Origin of the sequence: Aquimarina sp. Aq78 (assembly GCF_900299525.1) — a bacterium.
In the GTDB taxonomy this organism is placed as follows: domain Bacteria; phylum Bacteroidota; class Bacteroidia; order Flavobacteriales; family Flavobacteriaceae; genus Aquimarina.
This window is the reverse complement of sequence record NZ_OMKA01000001.1, coordinates 1,005,111-1,025,990: the sequence shown is the minus strand read 5'-3', so window position 1 is coordinate 1,025,990 and position 20,880 is coordinate 1,005,111. Positions and strand designations below refer to the sequence as shown.

21 protein-coding genes are annotated in these 20,880 nt (G+C 33.3%); 14 read left to right on the top strand and 7 right to left on the bottom strand.

The window, feature by feature from the left end; translation table 11 throughout:
• Positions 1 to 61 precede the first annotated feature (61 nt).
• A complete protein-coding gene (locus tag DG435_RS04445; protein ID WP_106792832.1) occupies positions 62 to 439 on the bottom strand; it encodes a transposase in 378 nt (125 codons plus the stop codon).
• 86 nt (positions 440 to 525) lie between these two features.
• Here DG435_RS04445 and DG435_RS04440 point away from each other — a divergent pair, with 86 nt between their 5' ends.
• From DG435_RS04440 to DG435_RS04425, 4 genes are all read left to right on the top strand, one after another.
• Entirely contained in the window at positions 526 to 954 is a 429-nt protein-coding gene (locus DG435_RS04440; RefSeq protein ID WP_106792091.1) for a hypothetical protein, read from the top strand.
• A gap of 65 nt (positions 955 to 1,019) precedes the next feature.
• Positions 1,020 to 1,418: a hypothetical protein gene (locus DG435_RS04435; protein ID WP_106792092.1), complete on the top strand. Its 399-nt coding sequence runs from the start codon at positions 1,020 to 1,022 to the stop codon at positions 1,416 to 1,418.
• Positions 1,419 to 2,124: 706 nt separating this feature from the next.
• A complete protein-coding gene (locus tag DG435_RS04430; RefSeq protein ID WP_106792093.1) occupies positions 2,125 to 3,000 on the top strand; it encodes a hypothetical protein in 876 nt (291 codons plus the stop codon).
• On the top strand, positions 3,000 to 4,001 hold the full coding sequence (locus DG435_RS04425; RefSeq protein WP_106792094.1) for a S41 family peptidase: 1,002 nt from the start codon (positions 3,000 to 3,002) through the stop codon (positions 3,999 to 4,001). The genes DG435_RS04430 and DG435_RS04425 overlap by 1 nt, the downstream gene beginning before the upstream one ends.
• 105 nt (positions 4,002 to 4,106) lie before the next feature.
• Here the strand turns inward: DG435_RS04425 and DG435_RS04420 are convergent, their stop codons facing one another.
• Complete coding sequence (locus tag DG435_RS04420; RefSeq protein WP_106792095.1) at positions 4,107 to 4,448, bottom strand: cupin domain-containing protein; 342 nt, start codon at positions 4,446 to 4,448, stop codon at positions 4,107 to 4,109.
• Positions 4,449 to 4,560: 112 nt separating this feature from the next.
• Here DG435_RS04420 and DG435_RS04415 point away from each other — a divergent pair, with 112 nt between their 5' ends.
• The gene (locus DG435_RS04415; RefSeq protein ID WP_106792096.1) at positions 4,561 to 4,878 is read left to right on the top strand and encodes a 2Fe-2S iron-sulfur cluster-binding protein; all 318 of its coding nucleotides are present in this window, start codon (positions 4,561 to 4,563) and stop codon (positions 4,876 to 4,878) included.
• A gap of 388 nt (positions 4,879 to 5,266) precedes the next feature.
• On the opposite strand, the gene DG435_RS04410 is transcribed toward DG435_RS04415, so the two are convergent.
• Entirely contained in the window at positions 5,267 to 5,647 is a 381-nt protein-coding gene (locus DG435_RS04410) for a RidA family protein (protein ID WP_024769017.1), read from the bottom strand.
• Between the two features lie 82 nt (positions 5,648 to 5,729).
• Positions 5,730 to 8,498 carry a putative LPS assembly protein LptD gene (locus DG435_RS04405; RefSeq protein WP_106792097.1) on the bottom strand — a complete coding sequence of 923 codons (2,769 nt, stop codon included), beginning with the start codon at positions 8,496 to 8,498 and terminating at the stop codon, positions 5,730 to 5,732.
• Between the two features lie 201 nt (positions 8,499 to 8,699).
• Here DG435_RS04405 and DG435_RS04400 point away from each other — a divergent pair, with 201 nt between their 5' ends.
• From DG435_RS04400 to DG435_RS04360, 9 genes are all read left to right on the top strand, one after another.
• Complete coding sequence (locus DG435_RS04400; protein ID WP_106792098.1) at positions 8,700 to 9,824, top strand: N-acetylmuramoyl-L-alanine amidase; 1,125 nt, start codon at positions 8,700 to 8,702, stop codon at positions 9,822 to 9,824.
• A gap of 86 nt (positions 9,825 to 9,910) precedes the next feature.
• On the top strand, positions 9,911 to 10,861 hold the full coding sequence (locus tag DG435_RS04395) for an MlaD family protein (protein ID WP_106792099.1): 951 nt from the start codon (positions 9,911 to 9,913) through the stop codon (positions 10,859 to 10,861).
• A gap of 6 nt (positions 10,862 to 10,867) precedes the next feature.
• A complete protein-coding gene (locus DG435_RS04390; protein ID WP_106792100.1) occupies positions 10,868 to 12,193 on the top strand; it encodes a (Fe-S)-binding protein in 1,326 nt (441 codons plus the stop codon).
• Positions 12,194 to 12,273: 80 nt separating this feature from the next.
• Entirely contained in the window at positions 12,274 to 12,720 is a 447-nt protein-coding gene (locus DG435_RS04385) for a phosphoheptose isomerase (protein WP_106792101.1), read from the top strand.
• Between the two features lie 57 nt (positions 12,721 to 12,777).
• Complete coding sequence (locus tag DG435_RS04380; RefSeq protein WP_024769023.1) at positions 12,778 to 13,569, top strand: (Fe-S)-binding protein; 792 nt, start codon at positions 12,778 to 12,780, stop codon at positions 13,567 to 13,569.
• A 113-nt stretch (positions 13,570 to 13,682) separates the two neighbouring features.
• A complete protein-coding gene (locus DG435_RS04375) occupies positions 13,683 to 14,168 on the top strand; it encodes an ABC transporter ATPase (RefSeq protein ID WP_106792102.1) in 486 nt (161 codons plus the stop codon).
• A gap of 7 nt (positions 14,169 to 14,175) precedes the next feature.
• On the top strand, positions 14,176 to 17,100 hold the full coding sequence (locus DG435_RS04370) for a glycoside hydrolase family 3 N-terminal domain-containing protein (RefSeq protein WP_369871656.1): 2,925 nt from the start codon (positions 14,176 to 14,178) through the stop codon (positions 17,098 to 17,100).
• Positions 17,101 to 17,144: 44 nt separating this feature from the next.
• Positions 17,145 to 18,047 carry an aldo/keto reductase family oxidoreductase gene (locus DG435_RS04365; RefSeq protein WP_106792103.1) on the top strand — a complete coding sequence of 301 codons (903 nt, stop codon included), beginning with the start codon at positions 17,145 to 17,147 and terminating at the stop codon, positions 18,045 to 18,047.
• A 260-nt stretch (positions 18,048 to 18,307) separates the two neighbouring features.
• Positions 18,308 to 18,763, top strand: coding sequence for a hypothetical protein (locus DG435_RS04360; protein WP_106792104.1), 456 nt, complete (start codon positions 18,308 to 18,310; stop codon positions 18,761 to 18,763).
• Between the two features lie 29 nt (positions 18,764 to 18,792).
• Here the strand turns inward: DG435_RS04360 and rsmD are convergent, their stop codons facing one another.
• From rsmD to DG435_RS04345, 3 genes are read right to left on the bottom strand one after another with little or no spacing between them, the layout of a single operon-like run.
• Positions 18,793 to 19,329 carry a 16S rRNA (guanine(966)-N(2))-methyltransferase RsmD gene (gene rsmD, locus DG435_RS04355; RefSeq protein WP_106792105.1) on the bottom strand — a complete coding sequence of 179 codons (537 nt, stop codon included), beginning with the start codon at positions 19,327 to 19,329 and terminating at the stop codon, positions 18,793 to 18,795.
• Between the two features lie 2 nt (positions 19,330 to 19,331).
• Complete coding sequence (locus DG435_RS04350; protein ID WP_106792106.1) at positions 19,332 to 20,156, bottom strand: DUF3822 family protein; 825 nt, start codon at positions 20,154 to 20,156, stop codon at positions 19,332 to 19,334.
• Positions 20,137 to 20,781, bottom strand: coding sequence for a type II secretion system protein (locus tag DG435_RS04345; protein WP_106792107.1), 645 nt, complete (start codon positions 20,779 to 20,781; stop codon positions 20,137 to 20,139). The genes DG435_RS04350 and DG435_RS04345 overlap by 20 nt, the downstream gene beginning before the upstream one ends.
• Positions 20,782 to 20,880: the final 99 nt, after the last annotated feature.

Sequence of the window (20,880 nt, the reverse complement as noted above, 5' to 3'; positions counted from 1 at the left end):
CCAAGTAATCGGCAGAATCTGCCTAAACTAACCTTTGGATAAAGGGTTTTCATCTCTTGGATTACTTGGTATTGGACTTTTTTACAATCTTGATTTTAAATTCATCTTCAGCTACCTCAATCATTCTCCTGTAGGTTTCAGCTAATAATCGAGCTTCTTGAAGTTCTTTCTTTAGTTGAGATAAAGATACTTCCTTGTTAGTTGATAATTTGTCTGGTTGATCTGCCATCATTGGTAAAGATACAATACTTGGTTTTGAATAATCATATCCCAATTGTTTTAACCAAAAAGTTAATTGACCATGGCCAACGTTATATTTCTTTTCAATTGATCTTCTAGTCGCAGTTCCCGTCAAGAATTCATTACAAATAAATTGCTTAAATTCTTCACTATACCTATTCTGCCATTTTGTTGAATAAGTTTTTGAATATCTATCCATTATATTACACTTTTGTGTAAACCTATTTCAGGACAAGACAGGGAAAATAAAAAACAAAGAGTAGGGAATTTTTAAAGTGAGTCAGTATGAGTTTTTATAAAAATATTATATTTTATGCCTTATTGGTTTTAATCCTAAATTCTTGTAAGAAAGACAAGAATGAAGCCAATATAAATGAAACATACCAGGTAAAGATTAATTCTGGAGAATGTTCAGGAGAAAATAAGGATATAGTTGTACTTTTTTTTGAATCAGATTTTGATGATGATTTAATAGAAGTAACAACTAATGAACATAAATCTTTTGAAGGTAGGATTACTACTGATAATACATTAGGGCTAGCAAAAGAGATCAGTCTAGGTGAAATTGCTAATATTAAGCAAATTAGCTTTAAAATCAATAAAGGAAAACCTGTAGTTTTAGATGATTTAAATTGTAGCTTTATTTCTATAAATTATATAAAAGGAAATGTAGTTACAGTAGACTTTAGTAATAAATTTATCTCTTATAATTAAATCAGATAATATAGGTTTACAACCCCGATGGCGCATTCTATGGATAAAAAGTACATTGTAATAACATGAAATTAAGTATATTAAAAGCTAAGGTTAAAAGAAATAATTTAGTGAAACATGCTGGGAAATACTATATAGATGAAACTTCTGAAATAATAAAACATTTGAATGCGCAAGGGAAAAGTGCTTTATTAGGAATTCAAAATAAAAAAGGTGTATATACTATTATCGGAGAACAGTTTGTTTATTACTTAACTTTTTCAGGAAAGAGTGAAGAAATTTTACTTAAAGAATTTATCGATGAATTACATGAAAACGGCTGTCGTATAGGGACAGGGTATTTAAAGTTCAAATTTTTATATAAAAACATTGTTCTAAATAATAATGATAAAGTTTGGTTGCATAATTCGGCTACTATGTTTTCTCTTTGGAATACGATTTTATATTTAATAGATAGCCGCTAACTCCCTCGCTGTTCCCTAGTATGGAGCTCCCGCTAGGTAATGTCCCAAACTGGTGCTTTTTAAAAAAAGCATTATAAAGTTTGATTATCAAATAACATATATAAGTAAAAAAGAGTTGTAGAAATACAGCTCTTTTTTTATGCATAAAAGTGAGCTAAGAAAACAGTTTCCTGTCCTCAAAAGTGGCGTCAAAGATGTCTCGTCTTAAAAAAAGCTAACATATTTTAGGATAAAACAAGGCTAGACCCCACTTATATAAGTGGGGGGAGGTACTTATATAAGTAGGTATGTTAGTGATGTACATGCTAGAGGGGTACTTATGGTAGTGGGTATAGTTACTCATAATCTTGGTTAGGGGTACTTCCAGAAGAGGGGTGGGGTACTGTAAACAGAGGCAGCACTTGTGTTCAACAGAGGTGCTGCCTCTGTTTTACATAGGATTGCCCTGTGTTTGCACAGGGGGAAGGGTACTTCTGCAGTAGGGAGAGGGTACTTCGTAAGTACCTCTCTGTATACTTCTCTTTATTAAATATAGAAAACTATCTATGCTCATCTAATATTAAAATATAGACAGATTTAAGATAAAACCCACACTAAGTTCATTAAAGATTTTGGAAACGATGCAACCTATTGCTTTTTCAGTTGTCATTAGGTTAACAACTTACACTCATATCATTAAATCATTAAAATCAAAACTAACATCTAAATGATAAGAAAAAATAGAATTGTCATTATGCTGTTACTGTTTATATCAGTAACAGGTATTTCGCAAACGGAAAATCCGGAGCTTTCTAAGAAAGAAAAAAGAAAAAACAGACCTGCCTATATAGGGTTTACTGCAGGGTTAGGAAGATCATCTTTTAGAGATTTTGCAACCTCTCCGCTTTTTTATAAAGGCACACCAAGAAACATAGCGCTATCATATACTAAAGCTGATGTAGAAAGAGAATCAGAAATTGGAGCATCCTACCTTTTTGGGCAGTTTCATAATGACTTTAACAGCCATTCCCAAAGTAGTAAACTACATAGTGTATCCTTGTACTACTCTAGATTATACCAGTTAAATATGCTAAGCTCTCCTAAGTTAAATGTAAAAGTCGGTGGATTATTTAATACCACCACTAATTTTAGAACTAATGAGGGATTTGGTAATAACGGGATAGGAGTCGAAATTATTCCAACTCTTTTTGGCTCTGTTAAAATCGAAAAAGATATAAGCCGTAAAGAAGAAAAGAGTAAAAAGTTCTTATTTATTAAATATAAGCTGAAAAAGAGAACAAGAAATTTAGCATTTAGACTAAATGTTGGATTGGTCAATAGCTCGTTTCGAAATGGATATGTGTATAATGGGCAATCAGGCTTGTTAAATGAAGCAAATATATTTGATGAGTATGAGTTCGATATGTTTTCTGGGTTTAGGGTAAATAGCTCTTTAGACTATACAATTTCTCTTAAGAACAAAAATGCATTACGATTTTCGTATGTATGGGATGCGTATAAAACCGGTGGGGATTTTGATAAATTCGAGATGTCTGCCCATCTTTTAAAACTCACTTTTCTATTTAATACCAATAATAAGTAATGAGAAAGTTATATAGTATATTATTAATAAGTCTATCTCTTATCTCTTGTGAGAAAGCACTTTTTGAAAACGACTTGGCCTCTACAAATCCAAAAGATAATTTTGAATATCTATGGAATGAATGCAATGAGAAATATTCCTACTTTGATGTAAAAAATATTGATTGGGATGTTGTAAAATCTGAATATGCTGCCAAGATTTATGATGGAATGAGTCAAGATTCACTATTTAAAGTATTGGGAGGAATGTTAACAGAACTAAGAGATGATCATACCAATCTAATATCGAATTTTAATGTCTCTACGTTTAGAGTAGATTACTTAGGACAAGATAATTTTGATTGGCGTATCATTGAAGATCACTATTTGAATCGAGATTATTACATTACGGGACCATTTTTGCATAATTTTCTTGATAATAAAGAAATAGGATATGTGCGTTTTCCTTCCTTTCCTGGTACTGTAGATGCCAAGAATCTGAATTTTGTTCTAAATAGATATAAAAACACAAAAGGATTGATCTTAGATTTACGAGAAAACGGAGGTGGAGCTGTAACCGATATTTTTGCAATCTTAAGCCGTTTTGTTGAGCGTAGAACGCTGGTTAACTATTCTAGAATAAAAAGTGGCCCGGGACGAAATGATTTTTCAGAAGCAGAGCCGGTATATGTCTCTCCGTATGAAGGAATACGATATAAAAATAAAATTGTTGTATTAGTAGATCGAGGAACGTATAGTGCAGGTTCATTTTTCTCACTTGCCACCAAAGCACTTCCAAACATTACACTTATCGGGGATACTACAGGAGGAGGTCTTGGTTTGCCTAACGGAGGGCAACTACCTAATGGTTGGACCTATAGGTTCTCTATTACACAAGCATTAACATTAGATAAGAGCCCTGATTATGAAAATGGAGTTCCACCAGATATTGAAGCACTTGTAGATTGGAGTGATTTAACAAAAGATGAAGTTTTGGAGCGTGCGATTTTAGAACTGCAATAAGGCATTATTTTAATACTATTTCAGCTCGGATTCGTAATCCATGAAACATAGTAAAAGAAAAAAACAGTCACTACAATGTGACTGTTTTTTATTTTTATATGGGGTTTATTGCTCAGTTACTTTTTGTACTCTTTCTACAGAATCGTTCTTAGAGAGCGAAAGTCGAACTATACTATTTTCTAATGCAATCAGGTTATGAATAATACTAGGCTCCAGAGAAATAAGATCTCCTTTTTTAAGGATATGCTCGGCATTGTCGACTCCGAAATTAATTGCACCTTCAAAAATAGATACAGTAATTGGGAATGGGGTCTTATGACTTTTCATTTCCTGGCCTTTTTTAAAAACGATTCTAATTTCTTTGGTAGCATCATTTTCTATTAATTTGGTGATTACAGGTTTTGTATCCCCGTAGGTAAGATCCTTGAGTAATGAGATTAATTGCATAGTAATTGTTTTTTATACAACAAAACTAACTATATTCTTCTGCTTGTTTTATGAGTTAAATCATAAGGTAAAGTAAACTCCTAATTGTAATTTGCAAACATAATCAAATGCAATGTATACAGTATATGTCATAGATACTATTGGAGATGCTCATGTTTTAGAATTTAAAAAATTTGAGTATCGTAACCTTATGGAATTATTAGTCAACAAGCTACATGATGAAATAGGGGATTGTAAAGGTAGAGGACTGTGTGGTACTTGCCATATTCGGGTACATTTATCTAGTACTCCAATGCGGTTTTTTGAAGGACTGGAGAACAACATACTAAAAAATCAATTAGAGTATTATCCCAACAGCAGATTGGCATGTCAAATTCTTTTAGACGAACATATTGATACGATGCAAATAGAAATTATAGGAGGAGATTAATCGCTATTTGTTTTCTGAAATAGATTTTACCTTATATCGATAATGAGATGTTGTCAAAAATAAAAAGGAAGTGTAACAAGTAGAATTTTAATGTAAAACGAAGATTAAACAAAGCTTGTCGAAGTTTTTATAACCTGAGTTTAAGCTATAATGTTATAAAAAAGCGTCAATTCGAGTGGTTTTTCAGAATAAAATGGAGAAAAACTGTATCGAGAATAGCTTTTTTAGATAGAAAACCACCATTCTCGATACAATCTTCCAGCCTGTACTGAGCTATGTCGAAGTATCAGATCGCCCGAATTGACGTGATTTTCTTACGTCGAACTCAGGTTTATAAGATTAATCACTATAATCTACAACAAGCTCGGACTAACAATGTTGTTATATATTACTTTACAGCAATTACAGAGATCTCTACATTCACCGATTTTGGTAGAGTTAACACCGCTACAGTTTCTCTTGCTGGTGCAGTCTCTTCATTAAAATAACTACCATATACGGCATTTACTTCAGCAAAATTATTCATGTCACTTAAAAAAATAGTGGTTTTAAGAACATTCTCGAATGTCATTCCGGCTTCATCCAATACAGCTTTTAGGTTCTGCATTACCTGCTTGGCTTCAGTTGTAATGTCATCCAGAACTAATGCTCCTGTTTCTGGATTAATAGCAATCTGACCTGATGTATATAATGTATTTCCGTTTAAAATAGCCTGACTATAAGGACCAATAGGAGCAGGGGCTTTGGTCGTAGTTATGATTTTTTTCATGTGATAGTATGTTGTATTAATTTATAATTTTATTGCTAGCCAAAAACTTGAAACCAAAAACTTGAAACCAAAAACTTGAAGCCTATAGCTGCCTATCTGGCTCACGTCTTTTGTCCCATTTAATATCACTAAGCATCGATGATTTGATACCTATAAAGAAGTTCCATGATGTTCTTTCACTAAATGGAATCCAATTAAAATTCATAACCCAACTTTCCAGATCTCGCTGAAATCTTAAATTGGTATATGTAAACCCGGGATTCTTTAAATCATATCCCGAAGATACTCCAACAGACCATCGCGGAGCGAGTTCTACATCACCAGAAAACATGATAGAGTGCGATGATATTTCATTTTGCCGGGCACTATTGCTATAATTAACATTATATGACAGTCGCAAAGTCCAGGGTATTTTGTAATTATAGTTTTTTATGTCTTTATCGGCATTTTTACTTTTGTCTTTATCAAAAGAACGATCCTCCCCAAAGTCGGTAACTCCCCCAAACAGGTTGTCAGGCCGGCCTTCATTTCTAAAGTTTTGATTATCCAGAGGATCTTCATTAACTTTTCCTTTCTCAAAATCTTTACTAGAAAACGAATACCCAAAATTAGCACTAGCTCTGGTTAAGCGAAAAAGACTACCTCCATTATCGATATTCCACACATCGATTTTGCGATTATTGTTATCTAATGCATAAGGGTCTAGTTGCGCATTAAAGTTAATATCCAGTTTGTTTTGGATAATAGGAATATTACCAGTAATAGATAGCGGACTTAACTTTAAAGAATCTCCTGCAACATTGTAAGATGTACTAAAGTTAAGGTTATTTAATAAGGTAACTTTTTTGGCTTCTGTAGCTGTACTATCTTTACTTTTTACCTTCATTTCTACATTGTTACTAAGAGAAAATCCAATACTGCTAGAAAATGTATTACTCGGTGCCCCAAAGTAACCCCCTTCAAACCTGGAGTATTCTACAACTTCTGTTTCATTAATATTGGTTGTATTGGGATCATCGGTAACCGTATAGCTATCATAAAACTCACTAAATGCAGGATTGATACTATAACTAATAGAAGGTCTCATGGTATGGCGAATCGCTTCTATTTTTTTACCTTTCTTAAACTTGAAAGTTCCATAAACGGTTGTTCCCAGACTTGTTGAAAAGTTATACGTACGAAAAGCATCAAAACCTTTTATAGTATCTCGTACCACTTCGCCAGCACCATCATTAGCATTAGAGTCATAACTTTGCTTTATCGTCTCAAATACCCAGTTTTCCTGAAAATTTGTCCCCGCTGTAGCACTAAGGTACTTGAATATCTTAAAGTTTGTAGTTAAAGGAATCGTATGTTGCATTCCTATTTTAGCACCTTTAAACATATCAGCCGAGAATAAATCATCATCGGTAGTTTGTATTCTGTTTTCCCCTTTAAAATTATATTGTGTATTTATATTCTGTATGATCCCTTTTTTTGCACCTACTTTTGGGGCAAAAGGAAATACTCGTGATACACTCAGATTCATATTTGGAAGTGATAAATTTACAGTTCCAGTATTAGTATTAGAGTTATGAGTAGCTGCAAGATTAACATTAACCTGGGGATCTCCCTGAAATGTCTTAGCATAGGATATATTAGAACTGATTTGATTATTCAGGAAATTACCTGTATTGAGTTGGTTGGTAGATTGCTGAAAAAAGTCACTACTACCAAAATTTACAGAAGCCGAAAACCTTGAGTTTGGATTGGCCTTTGCATCCTGACTATGGGTCCATTGGATATTGTATGTCGTGGTTTTGGCAAAATCAGGAAACCCTCTTTCGCTACGCAAGTTGTTTTCATACCTAAACCTAAGATTTCCTCTATATTTATAACGTAGGGCATAGGCAGATTCTGTAGCAAAAGTATAACTGCCATTAGTGTAATAATCACCCATAAGGGTTAGGTCTACATAATCACTAATAGCAAAATAATACCCACCATTTTGAAGAAAATATCCACGGTTATTTTCTTCTCCCGGACTAGGAATAATAAATCCCGAAGTTCTATCCTCTGTTAATGGGAAATATCCAAACGGTAATCCCAAAGGAGTAGGGACATCGGCAATAAACATATTAACAAGCCCCGTTACAATTTTCTTTTTAGGTACAAACTTAATTCTACGGGCGTAAAAATAATATTCTGGATCTTCAATATTTTCTGAAGTAGTGAATTTTACATTTTTCATGTAAATCACAGAATCATTCTCTCGTTTTGAAATCTCATTTTTAATCCTAAACCCGTTCTGCTCTGTTCGAGAATTATATATCAATGCTTTTTCGGTGTCAAAATTAAAACGAATAGAATCCGGTTCTACTACATTCTGCGCTTGTTTAAAGACAGGAGTTTGTACATATTCGCCCAGAGAATCTTTAATTCCATAGGCATATACCTCATTTTTGGCATTGTCTACTACAATAAATCCAGCATTAATTTGCATTTCTCCATACACGATCTCGGCATTATCATAAAGATACATCTTGTTCTCTTTACGACTTAATCTCATATAATCAGTGGCTTTATAGACCACTTTGTCTGTTAACAGTTGTGGTTCTGCAGTAAGTGTGTCTTTTTTGACCGTGTCCTGAGCTTTTTCATTGAGTAATTCCTCTGGATTGACCGTAATAGAGTTTATAGTATCCTGATTAGCAGGAATGGGAACCTCCTTAGTCTCGTTTATTTCCTGTGCTGTGATTTGAGAAATACAAAACAGTGAAAAACTTAGTGAATAAAGTATGTAACGTACCGTTGTTTGCAATGGTTTAAATCCTATTTTTGTATAACTATGGCTCAGTTTTTGAAGTGCCAAAATTACATATATTTTTTATGCTTAGATTGTAATTCATAAAAAAATAAAAAATTATGTCAAAAGCATACCTTCTAAGCTGTATAAACATAGAAGATATAGGTTTATTATATAAATCACAATCTTTAGATTTTTAACTTGTTATATTAAATACTGAAACATAACGAAAATGTTTCAAAATTAGTAGTAAAATTATTGTAGTTGATGAGACGAAGTATAGTATGTAGTGTTTTTTTGTCGGTTTTTTTATGTATCGCACCTATTTTTGATGCCAATGTGGTTGCTCAGGAAAAAGAAAAGTTTGTTGTTGTTCTGGATGCGGGCCATGGAGGTCATGATCCCGGCAACCGAGGAAATGGATATAAAGAAAAAGAAATTGCACTAGATGTAGTTTTGGCCGTAGGTGCGGCTTTAGAAAATGATGGTAGGTTTAAAGTAGTGTATACCCGAAAGACAGATACCTTTATAGAATTACATGAGAGAGGAAGTATAGCCAATAAGGCGGGAGCAAATCTTTTTGTATCTGTACATTGCAATTCGCACCGCTCTCAGGCTTTTGGTACAGAAACTTTTGTTTTAGGGTTACATGCTAACAATGAAAATTTTAATGTAGCAAAAAACGAAAACTCAGTAATTCTTCTGGAAGATAATTATGAAGCTAATTATGATGGGTTTGATCCCAATTCTCCAGAATCAATTATCGGACTTACTTTAATGCAGGAAGAATATCTGGATCAGAGCCTTACACTTGCTAGTTTTGTACAGAATAGATTTAAAAAAGCATTAGACAGAAAGAGTAGAGGAGTAAAACAAGCTGGTTTTGTCGTTTTACATCAAACCTATATGCCTAGTGTTCTTATCGAATTAGGTTTTCTAACCAACAATAGCGAGGGAAAATATCTTAACTCTAAAAAAGGACAGGGAGAGATGGCAAAATCTATCACTACCTCGATTGTAGATTATAAAGAGAGCCTTGATGCTATTTATAAAATAGATCCACCCAAAACCCCTGAAGTAACTCGAGTAACTGCCAAAATGGAAGGAGATCAGGTGTATGATGATATCACATTTAAGGTGCAAATTGCAGCAGGATCCAGCGATATAGAATTACAATCATTTAATTTTAATGGCTTGGACCAGTTGTCTAAAAATAAAACGGGTGACCTGTATAAGTATTACTTCGGAAGTACGTCTAATTATACTTTAATACAAGAATTAAGAGAAATTGCAGTCGGTAAAGGATTTGATTCTAGCTTTATCGTTGCTTTTCGTAATAGTGAATCGATTCCTTTAACAGAAGCTCTAAAAGCTGATACATCTTCGAATTAATCTAAATAAATACTGATAATTCCTTAGGAAATTACCAGTAGAAATGTATTTTTATTCTAAATTTGTGTCCTAAAATGTAATCTATTTTGAAATTTACTCGAGAAGTCAAAACAGGAATATTAGCAATCTGCGCAATAGCACTTTTAATCTTTGGCTATAGTTTCCTGAAGGGAAAAAATCTCTTAGAAAATGATAGAACCTTTTATGCTATTTATGATAATGTAGAAGGATTAATACCTTCTTCTCCGGTGACCATAAATGGTATGGTTGTAGGACAAGTGGTTTCTATTAGTTTTGCAGATACCAAGGGTAACCTTGTTGTAGAGTTTAATGTAGATAGTGATTTTTCGTTTTCAAAGAACAGCATGGCCAAAGTATATGGTGGTGGCTTGATAGGTGGAAAATCACTAGCTATAATGCCTATATATGAGCAAGGCCTCGAAGCAAAAGATAAAGATACATTGCCAGGCAAGATAGAAGCAGGCCTACTAGAGTTGGTAAATGATAAGCTCGCGCCTTTGCAAGAAAAACTTGAAGCCGCAATTACAGATGCAGATACGCTTTTAAACTCGGTTAACGGAATCCTTAATGTAGATAATAAAAATAATCTGAATTCTATTTTTAAAGATTTAAGTGTAACAGTTAAGAATTTTAAAGGAGCTTCGAGCTCTTTAAATACTATTCTTTCAGGTAATGAGGAAAAGTTAAATAATACATTTACCAATCTAGATAAAATGTCGACTAATCTTAATAAGGTTTCAGATTCTCTAGCTCAGATAAATGTGGCCAAATTAGGAAAAGACCTGGAAAAGGTATTGACTAATTTTGAGAAAATTTCAAAAGACATTAACTCAGGAAGAGGAACGGTTGGGAAATTACTGAAAGATGATAAATTATATGATAATTTAGAAAAAACCAGTAAACAACTAGAATTACTGATACAGGATTTACGATTAAATCCAAAACGATATGTTCATATTTCGGTTTTTGGAAAGAAAAATGCTCCTTACGAAAAACCAACAGATTCAATAAATTAAAAAATTATGCAATACATACCTAATATCCTATTTATACTTGTTTTGGTAGCGGGTATTGGATATTTCACAAAAAATGTCCGCAAAGTCATTCGTAATATCCGATTAGGAAAAGACGTAGATCGTTCTGATAATAAAGGAGAGCGATTTAAAAATATGGCTAGGATAGCATTAGGACAGTCTAAAATGGTGCGACGACCTGTAGCAGGAATATTGCATATTGTTGTATATCTAGGGTTTATTATCATCAATATAGAAGTATTAGAAATTATCATCGATGGTGTTTTTGGTACACATAGGATCTTTGCGTTTTTAGGAGGATTGTATGATTTCTTAATTGGTTCGTTCGAGATTTTGGCATTCCTTGTATTTATAGGAGTTGTTTTATTTTGGATTCGTCGTAATGTGATTAAATTAAAACGTTTCTGGAATCCAGAGATGAAAGGATGGCCAAAAAATGATGGGAACTTAATCCTGTATTTCGAGATGGTTTTGATGACTTTGTTTTTGGTAATGAATGCATCGGATCTTCAGTTACAGGCATTAGGAGCAGATCATTATATCAAGGCTGGGGCGTACCCAATAAGTCAGTATATATCCCCACTTTTTAATGGGATGTCAGAAACAGCACTAATAGTATTAGAAAGAGCATGCTGGTGGGTGCATATTATAGGGATATTAGTGTTCTTAAATTATTTATATTTTTCAAAACATTTACATATCCTGTTGGCATTTCCGAATACATATTACGGGGATCTTAACCCTAAAGGAGAGCTTGATAACCTCGAAGCTGTTACCAAAGAAGTGCAATTAATGATGGATCCAAGTGCAGATCCTTTTGCTGCTCCGGCTGATGATCAACAAGAAGGAGAACCAGAGAAATTTGGAGCATCAGATGTTGCAGATTTAAACTGGGTGCAATTGCTAAATGCATATACGTGTACCGAGTGTGGCCGTTGTACAAGCGAATGCCCTGCAAATCAAACAGGAAAAAAGCTATCCCCGCGTAAAATCATGATGGATACCAGGGATCGCTTAAAAGAAGTAGGAGATAATATTGATAAGAATGGTAGTTTTGTAGATGATGGAAAACAATTGCTGAATGACTACATTACTCCCGAAGAACTGTGGGCTTGTACCAGTTGTAATGCCTGTGTAGAGACTTGCCCGGTTAGTATTAGCCCATTGTCTATTATTATAGATATGAGACGCTATCTGGTAATGGAGCAAAGTGCAGCACCATCTGATCTAAATAATATGATGACCAATATAGAAAATAATGGAGCTCCATGGCCATTTAACCAAATGGATAGATTAAACTGGAGTAACGAATAATTTTTATTAAATAACCAATCCAAATAAATTAAATTTTAACCAAAACTTTTAACCAATTAAACCACAAATTAATAGAAATTATGAAAAAGGAAGAAGTAGAAAAGTTATTGCATGATAAAATAGAAGAAGGAGAACATGTGAGCCCGGTCTTACCAGAAGGTGTCAAGAATTATCTTATTGATATTGATGGGACTATAACCGAAGATGTACCTAATGAAGAACCAGGGCGAATGGTTACTTGTGAGCCTTTTCCTGATGCATTAGTTACATTAAATAAATGGTATGACCAAGGACATGTTATATGCTTCTTTACTTCAAGAACCGAAGAACACAGAGATGTAACCGAAACATGGTTAAAGAAATGTGGTTTTAAATACCATAGTCTTTTGATGGGAAAACCAAGAGGAGGGAACTACCATTGGATTGATAATCACCTGGTAAAAGCAACACGATATACTGGTAAATTTACAGAATTGGTAGAAAGAGTTGTGACCATCGAAGTTTTTGATGATGGAAAACATGATTAAATATGAGTTTTAGGATGTTAACCCCTGGGTAAACTTCTAAACTTTAAATAGTATAATATGAGTGAGACAGTAAAGGTGCCAACAATGGCAGAATATATGGCAGAAGGCAAGAAACCAGAAGTTTTGTTTTGGGTGGGCTGTGCTGGTAGTTTTGATGACAGAGCTAAAAAAATCACAAAAGCTTTTGTGAAATTACTTCATAATGCTAATGTAGATTTTGCTGTATTAGGTACCGAAGAAAGCTGTACGGGAGATCCGGCAAAAAGAGCAGGTAATGAATTCTTGTTTCAAATGCAAGCGGTTACAAACATAGAGGTAATGAATGCTTACGAAATTAAAAAAGTAGTTACTGCGTGCCCTCACTGTTTTAATACCTTAAAAAATGAATATCCTGTACTAGGAGGGGATTATGAAGTAATGCATCATACTCAATTTCTGAAATCTCTTTTGGACGAAGGTAGATTAAAAGTTGAAGGAGGAAAATTTAAAGGTAAACGAATTACATTTCATGATCCATGCTATCTGGGTAGAGCAAATAACGTATATGAAGCACCAAGAGATTTACTTAGAAAATTAGAAGTAGAGCTTGTAGAAATGAAACGCTGTAAGCGAAATGGATTATGTTGTGGAGCTGGAGGTGCCCAGATGTTTAAAGAACCAGAACCTGGAAATAAGGATATTAATGTTGAACGAACAGAAGATGCCTTAGAAACCAAACCAGATATTATTGCCGCGGGATGTCCTTTTTGTAATACAATGATGACAGATGGGGTAAAGAGTAAAGAAAAAGAAGAAAGTATACAAGTGATGGATGTGGCCGAACTTATTGCCAATGCTCAGGATTTGTAATTTTTTTTCTTAATTATACACAATTTTATTAGAGTTAATATGTTTTTTCATATTAACTCTTTTCTATAATCGTAAATAGCAATAGTTTTTGTTACTTTAGTAAAAAATAGCTCATGTTGGTAGATTTTAATGACCTTCCGGAAACATCTCGAGTGTGGATTTATCAGGCAAATCGGTCATTCACTTTGGATGAACTGGAAGAAATCGAAAAAAAAATAAAAGAATTTATAACTCAGTGGACAGCCCACGGTGCTGATCTAAAAGCAGGTTATGAAATTAAGTATAAACGATTTATAGCCATTGGACTAGACCAAGGGATGAATCAGGCAACAGGGTGCTCTATAGATGCCTCTGTTCGTTTTGTTCAGGAATTAGAACAAACATATGATGTAGACTTAATGGACAAGATGAACGTGTCTTTTAAGCAAGGAGAATTTGTAGCCTATAAACCTCTTGCAGATTTTAAGAAAATGGCTAAAAATAGATCAGTATCCCCAAATACTATCGTTTTCAATAACCTGGTTACTAATATTGCCGAATATCGAATCAATTGGGAGGTCCCAGCAAAAGATAGTTGGCATAACCGTTTTTTAAATTAAAATTTTCGTGCGGCATATCATAAAAAAGTATTTTTCTTTTATAATTTTTCTAATCACTTTTGGCGTTGATGCTCAATCAGAAAATCCTTTATTAGCAGAAGATTTTGAAACCCAAAGAAGGTGGGTGGATAGCATTTATAATAGAATGACCCTTAAGGAAAAAGTGGGGCAGTTATTTATGGTAAATGTATCTTCTTCTGATCCCCAAAGAGAAACAGATAAAATAAAACGACTCATTGAAGAGTTTATGATTGGAGGCGTTATTTTTTCTAAAGGAGGCCCCAAGCGACAGGCTAAGCTAAATAATGAATATCAGAAGTTATCCAAAATACCATTATTAATAGGTATAGATGCAGAATGGGGGCTAGGTATGCGACTAGATTCGACACAGGCTTTTCCCTGGAATATGACCCTTGGAGCAATACAGGATGATCATTTAATAGAAGAAACAGGAAGACAAGTAGCAAGGCATTGTAAACGAATGGGAGTGCATATTAATTTTGCACCTGTTGTCGATATCAATACAAACCCTAAAAATCCAATCATTGGTAATCGTTCTTTTGGAGAAGATAAAGAAAAGGTAACTCAAAAAGCACTGGCTTTTATGAAAGGCATGCAACGAGAAGGGATCCTGGCTAGTGCTAAACATTTTCCTGGTCACGGGGATACCGATACTGATTCACATAATACATTACCGACCATTAATTTTGATGCCAAAAGAATTGATAGCATCGAATTATATCCATATAAAAAACTTATTAACGAAGGGCTATCCAGTATTATGGTTGCTCATCTTAATATTCCTAGTTTAGAATATAGATCAGGCTATCCGTCTTCTATTTCTAAAAAAGTAGTTTCTGGAGTATTAAAAGATAGCTTAAGGTTCGAAGGATTAATTTTTACAGATGCTCTTAATATGAAAGGAGCTTCTAATTTTAAAGCTCCGGGCGATATTGATTTAGCAGCTTTTTTAGCAGGAAATGATATCCTTTTAATGTCGGAAGATGTGCCATTAGCATCGCAAAAAATAGTATCTGCATATTACTCTGGAGCTCTTACAGAAGAGCGTTTGTCGTATTCCGTCAGAAAGATCTTATTGGCTAAATATAAAGCTGGTCTTAATGTCTATAAGCCTGTAGAAACAGATTTCCTTTATGAGGAATTGAATAGTGTAAAAAATAAAGTACTGCTTCATGATTTGGTCGAAAATTCTTTGACTGTTATAAAAAATGAAAGAGCTACACTGCCGATTAAAAACCTTGACCTGAAGAAAATAGCTTATGTTTCACTTGGAAACGATTCTGGAGAAGCATTTTATGAAGAATTAAGCAAATACACTCAGATCGAATGGGTAAAGGCCAATCAATTGGGTGAAATGGTAGAGCAATTAAAAAACTATAATTATGTCATTGTAGGTTTTCATAAATCTAACGATTCACCCTGGGCAGAATATAAGTTTAAGGATAAAGAATTGGTTTGGTTATATGAGATTGCCAGGTTAAACACTACAGTTCTTAGTGTATTTGCACGACCTTATGCAATGTTAGATATGTTAACCACTACAAATTTTGAAGGTATAGTGATGTCTTATCAAAATAGTAAGGTAGCCCAGGAGAAAACGGCACAATTACTTTTTGGAGCTTTAGAGGCCAAAGGAAAACTCCCTGTAAGCATTGGAGAAGAATTTCCTGCGGGTACAGGATATGAAACCAGAGCCTTGAATAGGTTATCTTATGGATTACCAGAAAGTGTAGGGATGAATTCTTATAAACTTAATAGGATTGATTCTATAGTGGATTTTGCACTAAAAGAAAAAATGGCCCCGGGTGTACAGCTAATCGTTGCGAGGAAAGGAAAAGTAGTGTTTAATAAAAATTATGGGTACCATACCTATAATAAATTTAGAAAAGTTAAAGGGTCTGATGTTTATGATCTGGCGTCTTTGACCAAAATATTAGCTACTTTGCCGCTTACTATAGAGCTAAAGGATAAAGGAATAATTTCTTTAAATACTAGGGTAGGAAAGATGTTACCCTCTTTTAAAGGATCTAATAAAGAAAATATCACCATAAGATCAATGCTCTCGCATTATGCAAAATTGAAGGCTTGGATTCCTTTTTATTTGCAAACAATGGATTCTGTAACGCGAAAGCCTGATAAGAAATATTATAGAAAAAGCCGCTCTAAAGATTTTAATATTGAAGTCACTAATAATCTTTATTTCAGAAGTGACATGAAAGATTCTTTGCTTCTAAGGATTAGAGATAGTGAATTAAGAGATAGATTAAAATATAAGTATAGTGACTTGCCGTATTATCTTTTAAAAACATATATAGAAGATCATTATGGCAATACGTTACATAAGCTCACTCAACAACATTTTTATAAACCATTGGGAGCTAATAATGCCTCGTATTTACCTCTAACGCGATTCAGAAAAAAAAGAATTGTTCCTACAGAGCATGATAGGATTTTTAGAGATGAGGTTGTTCACGGATATGTTCATGATCAGGGAGCAGCGATGCTAGGAGGAATCGCTGGGCATGCTGGACTTTTTGCTAATGCTAATGATGTTACTAAGATAATGCAAATGTATCTCAATAAAGGGTATTATGGCGGCAAACAATATTTTAGAGAAGAAACATTAGATGAGTTTAATACATGTCATTATTGCCATCGAAATGTACGAAGGGGAATAGGATTTGATAAACCGCAATTGGGTGATGTAGGACCGACTTGCGGGTGTATATCAATGACTAGTTTTGGGCATAGTGGTTTTACGGGAACATTTACTTGGGCAGATCCAGAACAAGAAATAATATATGTCTTTTTAAGTAATCGTACTTTCCCTAATGCTGCAAATCGAAAACTTATATCTCATGATATTCGTTCAGAGATACAAAGGTTAATATACGAAGCAATAGACTATTGATTGATAGTGTTAAGAGTGATAGTAATTTTTTAAAAGCTAAAAATATGAGTATCGAGGTTTCATATCCAGACTCTATATGCTCACGTATAGTAGCCGGGTGTATGAACTGGGGAGCATGGGGAGCTAATTTAACCATAGATCAAGCTCAGGAATTGATTGAAGATTGTTTAGCTATAGATGTTACTACTTTTGATCATGCAGATATCTATGGGCATTATACCACAGAAACATTATTTGGTAATGCGCTTAAAAAACAACCTTCTCTTCGTAAAAAAATGCAACTTGTTACCAAATGTGGTATTAAATTAGTGACACCTAACCGTCCTGATACTATTATTAAATCGTACAATACCAGTAAAGATTATATTATAAGTTCTGCAGAACAATCTTTACAGAATCTAAATACAGATTATATAGATCTGTTTTTGATTCATAGACCAAGTCCGCTAATGAATCCTGAAGAGATTGCAGAGGCTTTTATCAAGCTCAAAAATGATGGTAAAGTATTGCATTTTGGAGTGTCGAACTTTACGATACAACAATTTGAGATGTTACATAAGTTTACACCTTTGGCAACAAACCAGATAGAAGTCTCTCCACTTCATCTGGATCCTTTTATAGATGGCACCTTGGATCAATGTATTACCGAACATGTTAAACCTATGGGGTATTCTACACTTGCAGGAGGGAAATTCTTTATGAAACAGCCAGAAGATAGGGTAGTAAGGATTAATAAAGTGGTTGGTATGTTATCTGAAAAATATAATGTTACGTCTGATCAGATTCTAACATCTTGGATTGTAAAACATCCCTCTGGAATTCTTCCAATTATCGGGTCGACCAAAATTAATCGTATTAAATCAGCAGTAGATGCTTTAGCGATTAAAATTACTGATGAAGAATGGTTTATGATTTGGGAAGCTTCTACAGGAAAAGAAGTGGCTTAAAAGAATGCTATTTTGATCATGAGTAACCCCTTGATATGTTACTGACTGTCAGTTTATTTACCTAGTACACTTATAAAAGAACTTTAACTATAACTATAAATAATGTTAAAATACATGTAAATTACTACAAGTTGCTATTTTTCCTATATATTTAGTATTGAAAATCGAACGTTTATTTACAATTTTATGTAGTATTTGTAAACCGTAACATTTAAATTCTTCACAAATCGTTATTCCCCTAACCCCCTAACTCTAAACTAATGAATAAGTATAAACTAACATGTATCGGATTAGTATTATCTATTTTTATTTATGTAACAACCGTTGTCTTAGAATTAGAATTATTTGAAAGAGCTATTGCATTATTAGCAAGTATAGAACAATTTGAATTTGACGAAATGATAATTCCAATATTAATATTTTTTGTATTCCTACTTATAGACACACGGCAAAATGCTAAAAAAGTAAAGATGGAAAATGCAAAACTAAATATTTATAAAGCCATGCTTTCTTCTAGTCATCATATCCTAAATAATTTCATTTACCAAATGGATATATTTAAAATTACAGCAGAAGATACTCCTGGGTTTGATGTCAAAGTTTTGGCCTTTTATGAAGAGATTATTAGTAATGCTGCTCATCAAATTAATTCTTTAAGCAACCTTACTACTATTGACGAATTTTCGATCCGAACCTCGGTAATGACCGAATCATAATATATGTATAAGGAGGCTTTTGTGTAGATTTATTTTTCAAAAAAACTAAAAACAGATCCTCCATATTTTCTCGAATTACTAAAATATGGTGATTCCTCGAGAGAGGTGTGTTTAGAATGCTCAATAATCAAGACTCCATGTTCATTTAATAACTCATTCTCAAAAACTAATGTTGCAATTTTACTAAACTGATCTGTAGTAAAATCATACGGGGGATCAGCAAAGATGATATCTGTTTTTCGTTTTACTTTTTCGAGATAGCTATACACATCACTTTTTATGGTTTCAATAGGAGAGTCCAGTTCCTTTGCTACACTTTTAATATATCCAAGGCATGCATAGTGAGAATCTACTGCAGTTATATCCTCTGTTCCCCTGGATATGAATTCATAGCTTATGTTTCCTGTTCCTGCAAAAAGATCTAAAACAGATATTTGAGAGAAGTTGTATTGATTTCTTAAGATATTAAACAATGCCTCTTTCGCCATATCAGTAGTGGGACGTACTGGTAATTTCTTAGGTGCTGTAAGTCTTTTTCCTTTATATTTTCCTGATATAATACGCATATTTAAAAATGACTAAGTAATACAAAATGTTTATGAGGCTCAAAAGATGCTATATCTTCTGTTATTTGTGGTTTCTGAAGAAGACTTCCGAAACTTATATGGCGAATATAAGTATATGCAATATTGAAAAACTCACTATCTTTAGAAATATCTCCCAAAAATACCAAATTGAATTCTTCTGGGTTTAGTTGTAATTGCTCTGTAGTGTACAATAAATAATACAAAAAATCTTCTTTGGTTTGATATTTATATGTATTACTTAATATCAAATTTCCTTTATTGATTACTATAATATCAAAAGAAGCATCATTCATGTTCGCAAAAACGGTAATAGATTCGCTGTTTTTTTCTTGAGTAAGCAAAGAATTTATTAGAATGGTGCTGGAGTGTTTATAGGTAAAAGACCCAAATGTATCAAAAAAGAAATTATTAATATTGGTATAAGGAATGTATACTGTTACAATATTGTGGGGATTCAATTCATCATATGCAATGAAATCATTTTGAAGCACCTTTGTGTTAAACTTGAGGTACTCATTTAATAATTCTTCGCTAAATAAAGGTTTAGGAACTACAGTGTATAGTTCATTCTGGTATATTACCTCGATGGTATCAAAAACTTCTTTTAGATTGTGATTGTGATCAAAAGTATATTTGATTTTATCCAGTACTTGTTTGGGAGTTAATTGTATACCAAAGGTTTCGTGCTCTATAGATGTTATTTGATTGCTTGTATTTACTGTACAAAAAGAAAGTCCATTCAGGCTTACCTGAATGGACAATGTTTTTGATGTATTATCAATTGTATTATTGATCGTTTGCACCATAAGTTCTTGGCCAGTTACCAGAAGTCATTACTTCTGTCATTGATCCTACCGAAAGAAACCCACCATTAACTTCATCAACAGAACGTATTTCTTTCTCTTGAGCTAATAAGTCTTTATCTTGATCGTGTAGTAATATATCTTTAGCTACTTTAGCTTCAAAAACCGGGATTCTAAGGTCATTTTTGTTAATATAACCAGCATCCATTACAAAATTAGATTCAACACCTTCTATAGGTATTTTAATCATATTTTTATGATTTCCTGTTTTAAATAAAGAATCTTTTACCGATGCATATCCAAGAGTATCAACAATAACAGTATCTCTTGGCTCATCAATTTTTAGGATCTTATTAAATGCAATATAACTAGAATCTCTTCTTTGGGTTAATGTAAATTTAGCAGTATCTATAAAAGCAACTAATTTAACAGGATCTTTAGTAAATTTCCCAGTCACTGATCTGTATGCTAATTGAGCTGTACGAATATCTCTTAAATTTTCAACAGCTTTTGCATATCTAGCTTGCTTTATTTTATTGAACTTTACAGGACCATTAACAGAATTGAATACTAAGTATCCCAAAACTCCTATAATAACCCACAGAACTAATTGAACAACAATTTTCATTTTATGATTTAGCTTTAAACATTAGTGTATACGCAAATCTACAATTTTTTTTTAATCGTAAAAGTTTATTGCCAAAAAATCATCCCTATCTTTGATTTA

What these genes read in the sequence shown, in the direction of transcription:
- DG435_RS04385 (WP_106792101.1), top strand. Translation starts at nt 12,274, where the DNA reads ATGAAAAAGGAAGAAGTAGAAAAGTTATTGCATGATAAAATAGAAGAA.
- DG435_RS04435 (WP_106792092.1), top strand. Translation starts at nt 1,020, where the DNA reads ATGAAATTAAGTATATTAAAAGCTAAGGTTAAAAGAAATAATTTAGTG.
- DG435_RS04445 (WP_106792832.1), bottom strand. Translation starts at nt 439, where the DNA reads ATGGATAGATATTCAAAAACTTATTCAACAAAATGGCAGAATAGGTAT.
- DG435_RS04440 (WP_106792091.1), top strand. Translation starts at nt 526, where the DNA reads ATGAGTTTTTATAAAAATATTATATTTTATGCCTTATTGGTTTTAATC.
- DG435_RS04380 (WP_024769023.1), top strand. Translation starts at nt 12,778, where the DNA reads ATGAGTGAGACAGTAAAGGTGCCAACAATGGCAGAATATATGGCAGAA.
- DG435_RS04390 (WP_106792100.1), top strand. Translation starts at nt 10,868, where the DNA reads ATGCAATACATACCTAATATCCTATTTATACTTGTTTTGGTAGCGGGT.
- rsmD (WP_106792105.1), bottom strand. Translation starts at nt 19,329, where the DNA reads ATGCGTATTATATCAGGAAAATATAAAGGAAAAAGACTTACAGCACCT.
- DG435_RS04410 (WP_024769017.1), bottom strand. Translation starts at nt 5,647, where the DNA reads ATGAAAAAAATCATAACTACGACCAAAGCCCCTGCTCCTATTGGTCCT.
- DG435_RS04420 (WP_106792095.1), bottom strand. Translation starts at nt 4,448, where the DNA reads ATGCAATTAATCTCATTACTCAAGGATCTTACCTACGGGGATACAAAA.
- DG435_RS04360 (WP_106792104.1), top strand. Translation starts at nt 18,308, where the DNA reads ATGAATAAGTATAAACTAACATGTATCGGATTAGTATTATCTATTTTT.
- DG435_RS04345 (WP_106792107.1), bottom strand. Translation starts at nt 20,781, where the DNA reads ATGAAAATTGTTGTTCAATTAGTTCTGTGGGTTATTATAGGAGTTTTG.
- DG435_RS04375 (WP_106792102.1), top strand. Translation starts at nt 13,683, where the DNA reads ATGTTGGTAGATTTTAATGACCTTCCGGAAACATCTCGAGTGTGGATT.
- DG435_RS04365 (WP_106792103.1), top strand. Translation starts at nt 17,145, where the DNA reads ATGAGTATCGAGGTTTCATATCCAGACTCTATATGCTCACGTATAGTA.
- DG435_RS04430 (WP_106792093.1), top strand. Translation starts at nt 2,125, where the DNA reads ATGATAAGAAAAAATAGAATTGTCATTATGCTGTTACTGTTTATATCA.
- DG435_RS04350 (WP_106792106.1), bottom strand. Translation starts at nt 20,156, where the DNA reads ATGGTGCAAACGATCAATAATACAATTGATAATACATCAAAAACATTG.
- DG435_RS04400 (WP_106792098.1), top strand. Translation starts at nt 8,700, where the DNA reads ATGAGACGAAGTATAGTATGTAGTGTTTTTTTGTCGGTTTTTTTATGT.
- DG435_RS04425 (WP_106792094.1), top strand. Translation starts at nt 3,000, where the DNA reads ATGAGAAAGTTATATAGTATATTATTAATAAGTCTATCTCTTATCTCT.
- DG435_RS04415 (WP_106792096.1), top strand. Translation starts at nt 4,561, where the DNA reads ATGTATACAGTATATGTCATAGATACTATTGGAGATGCTCATGTTTTA.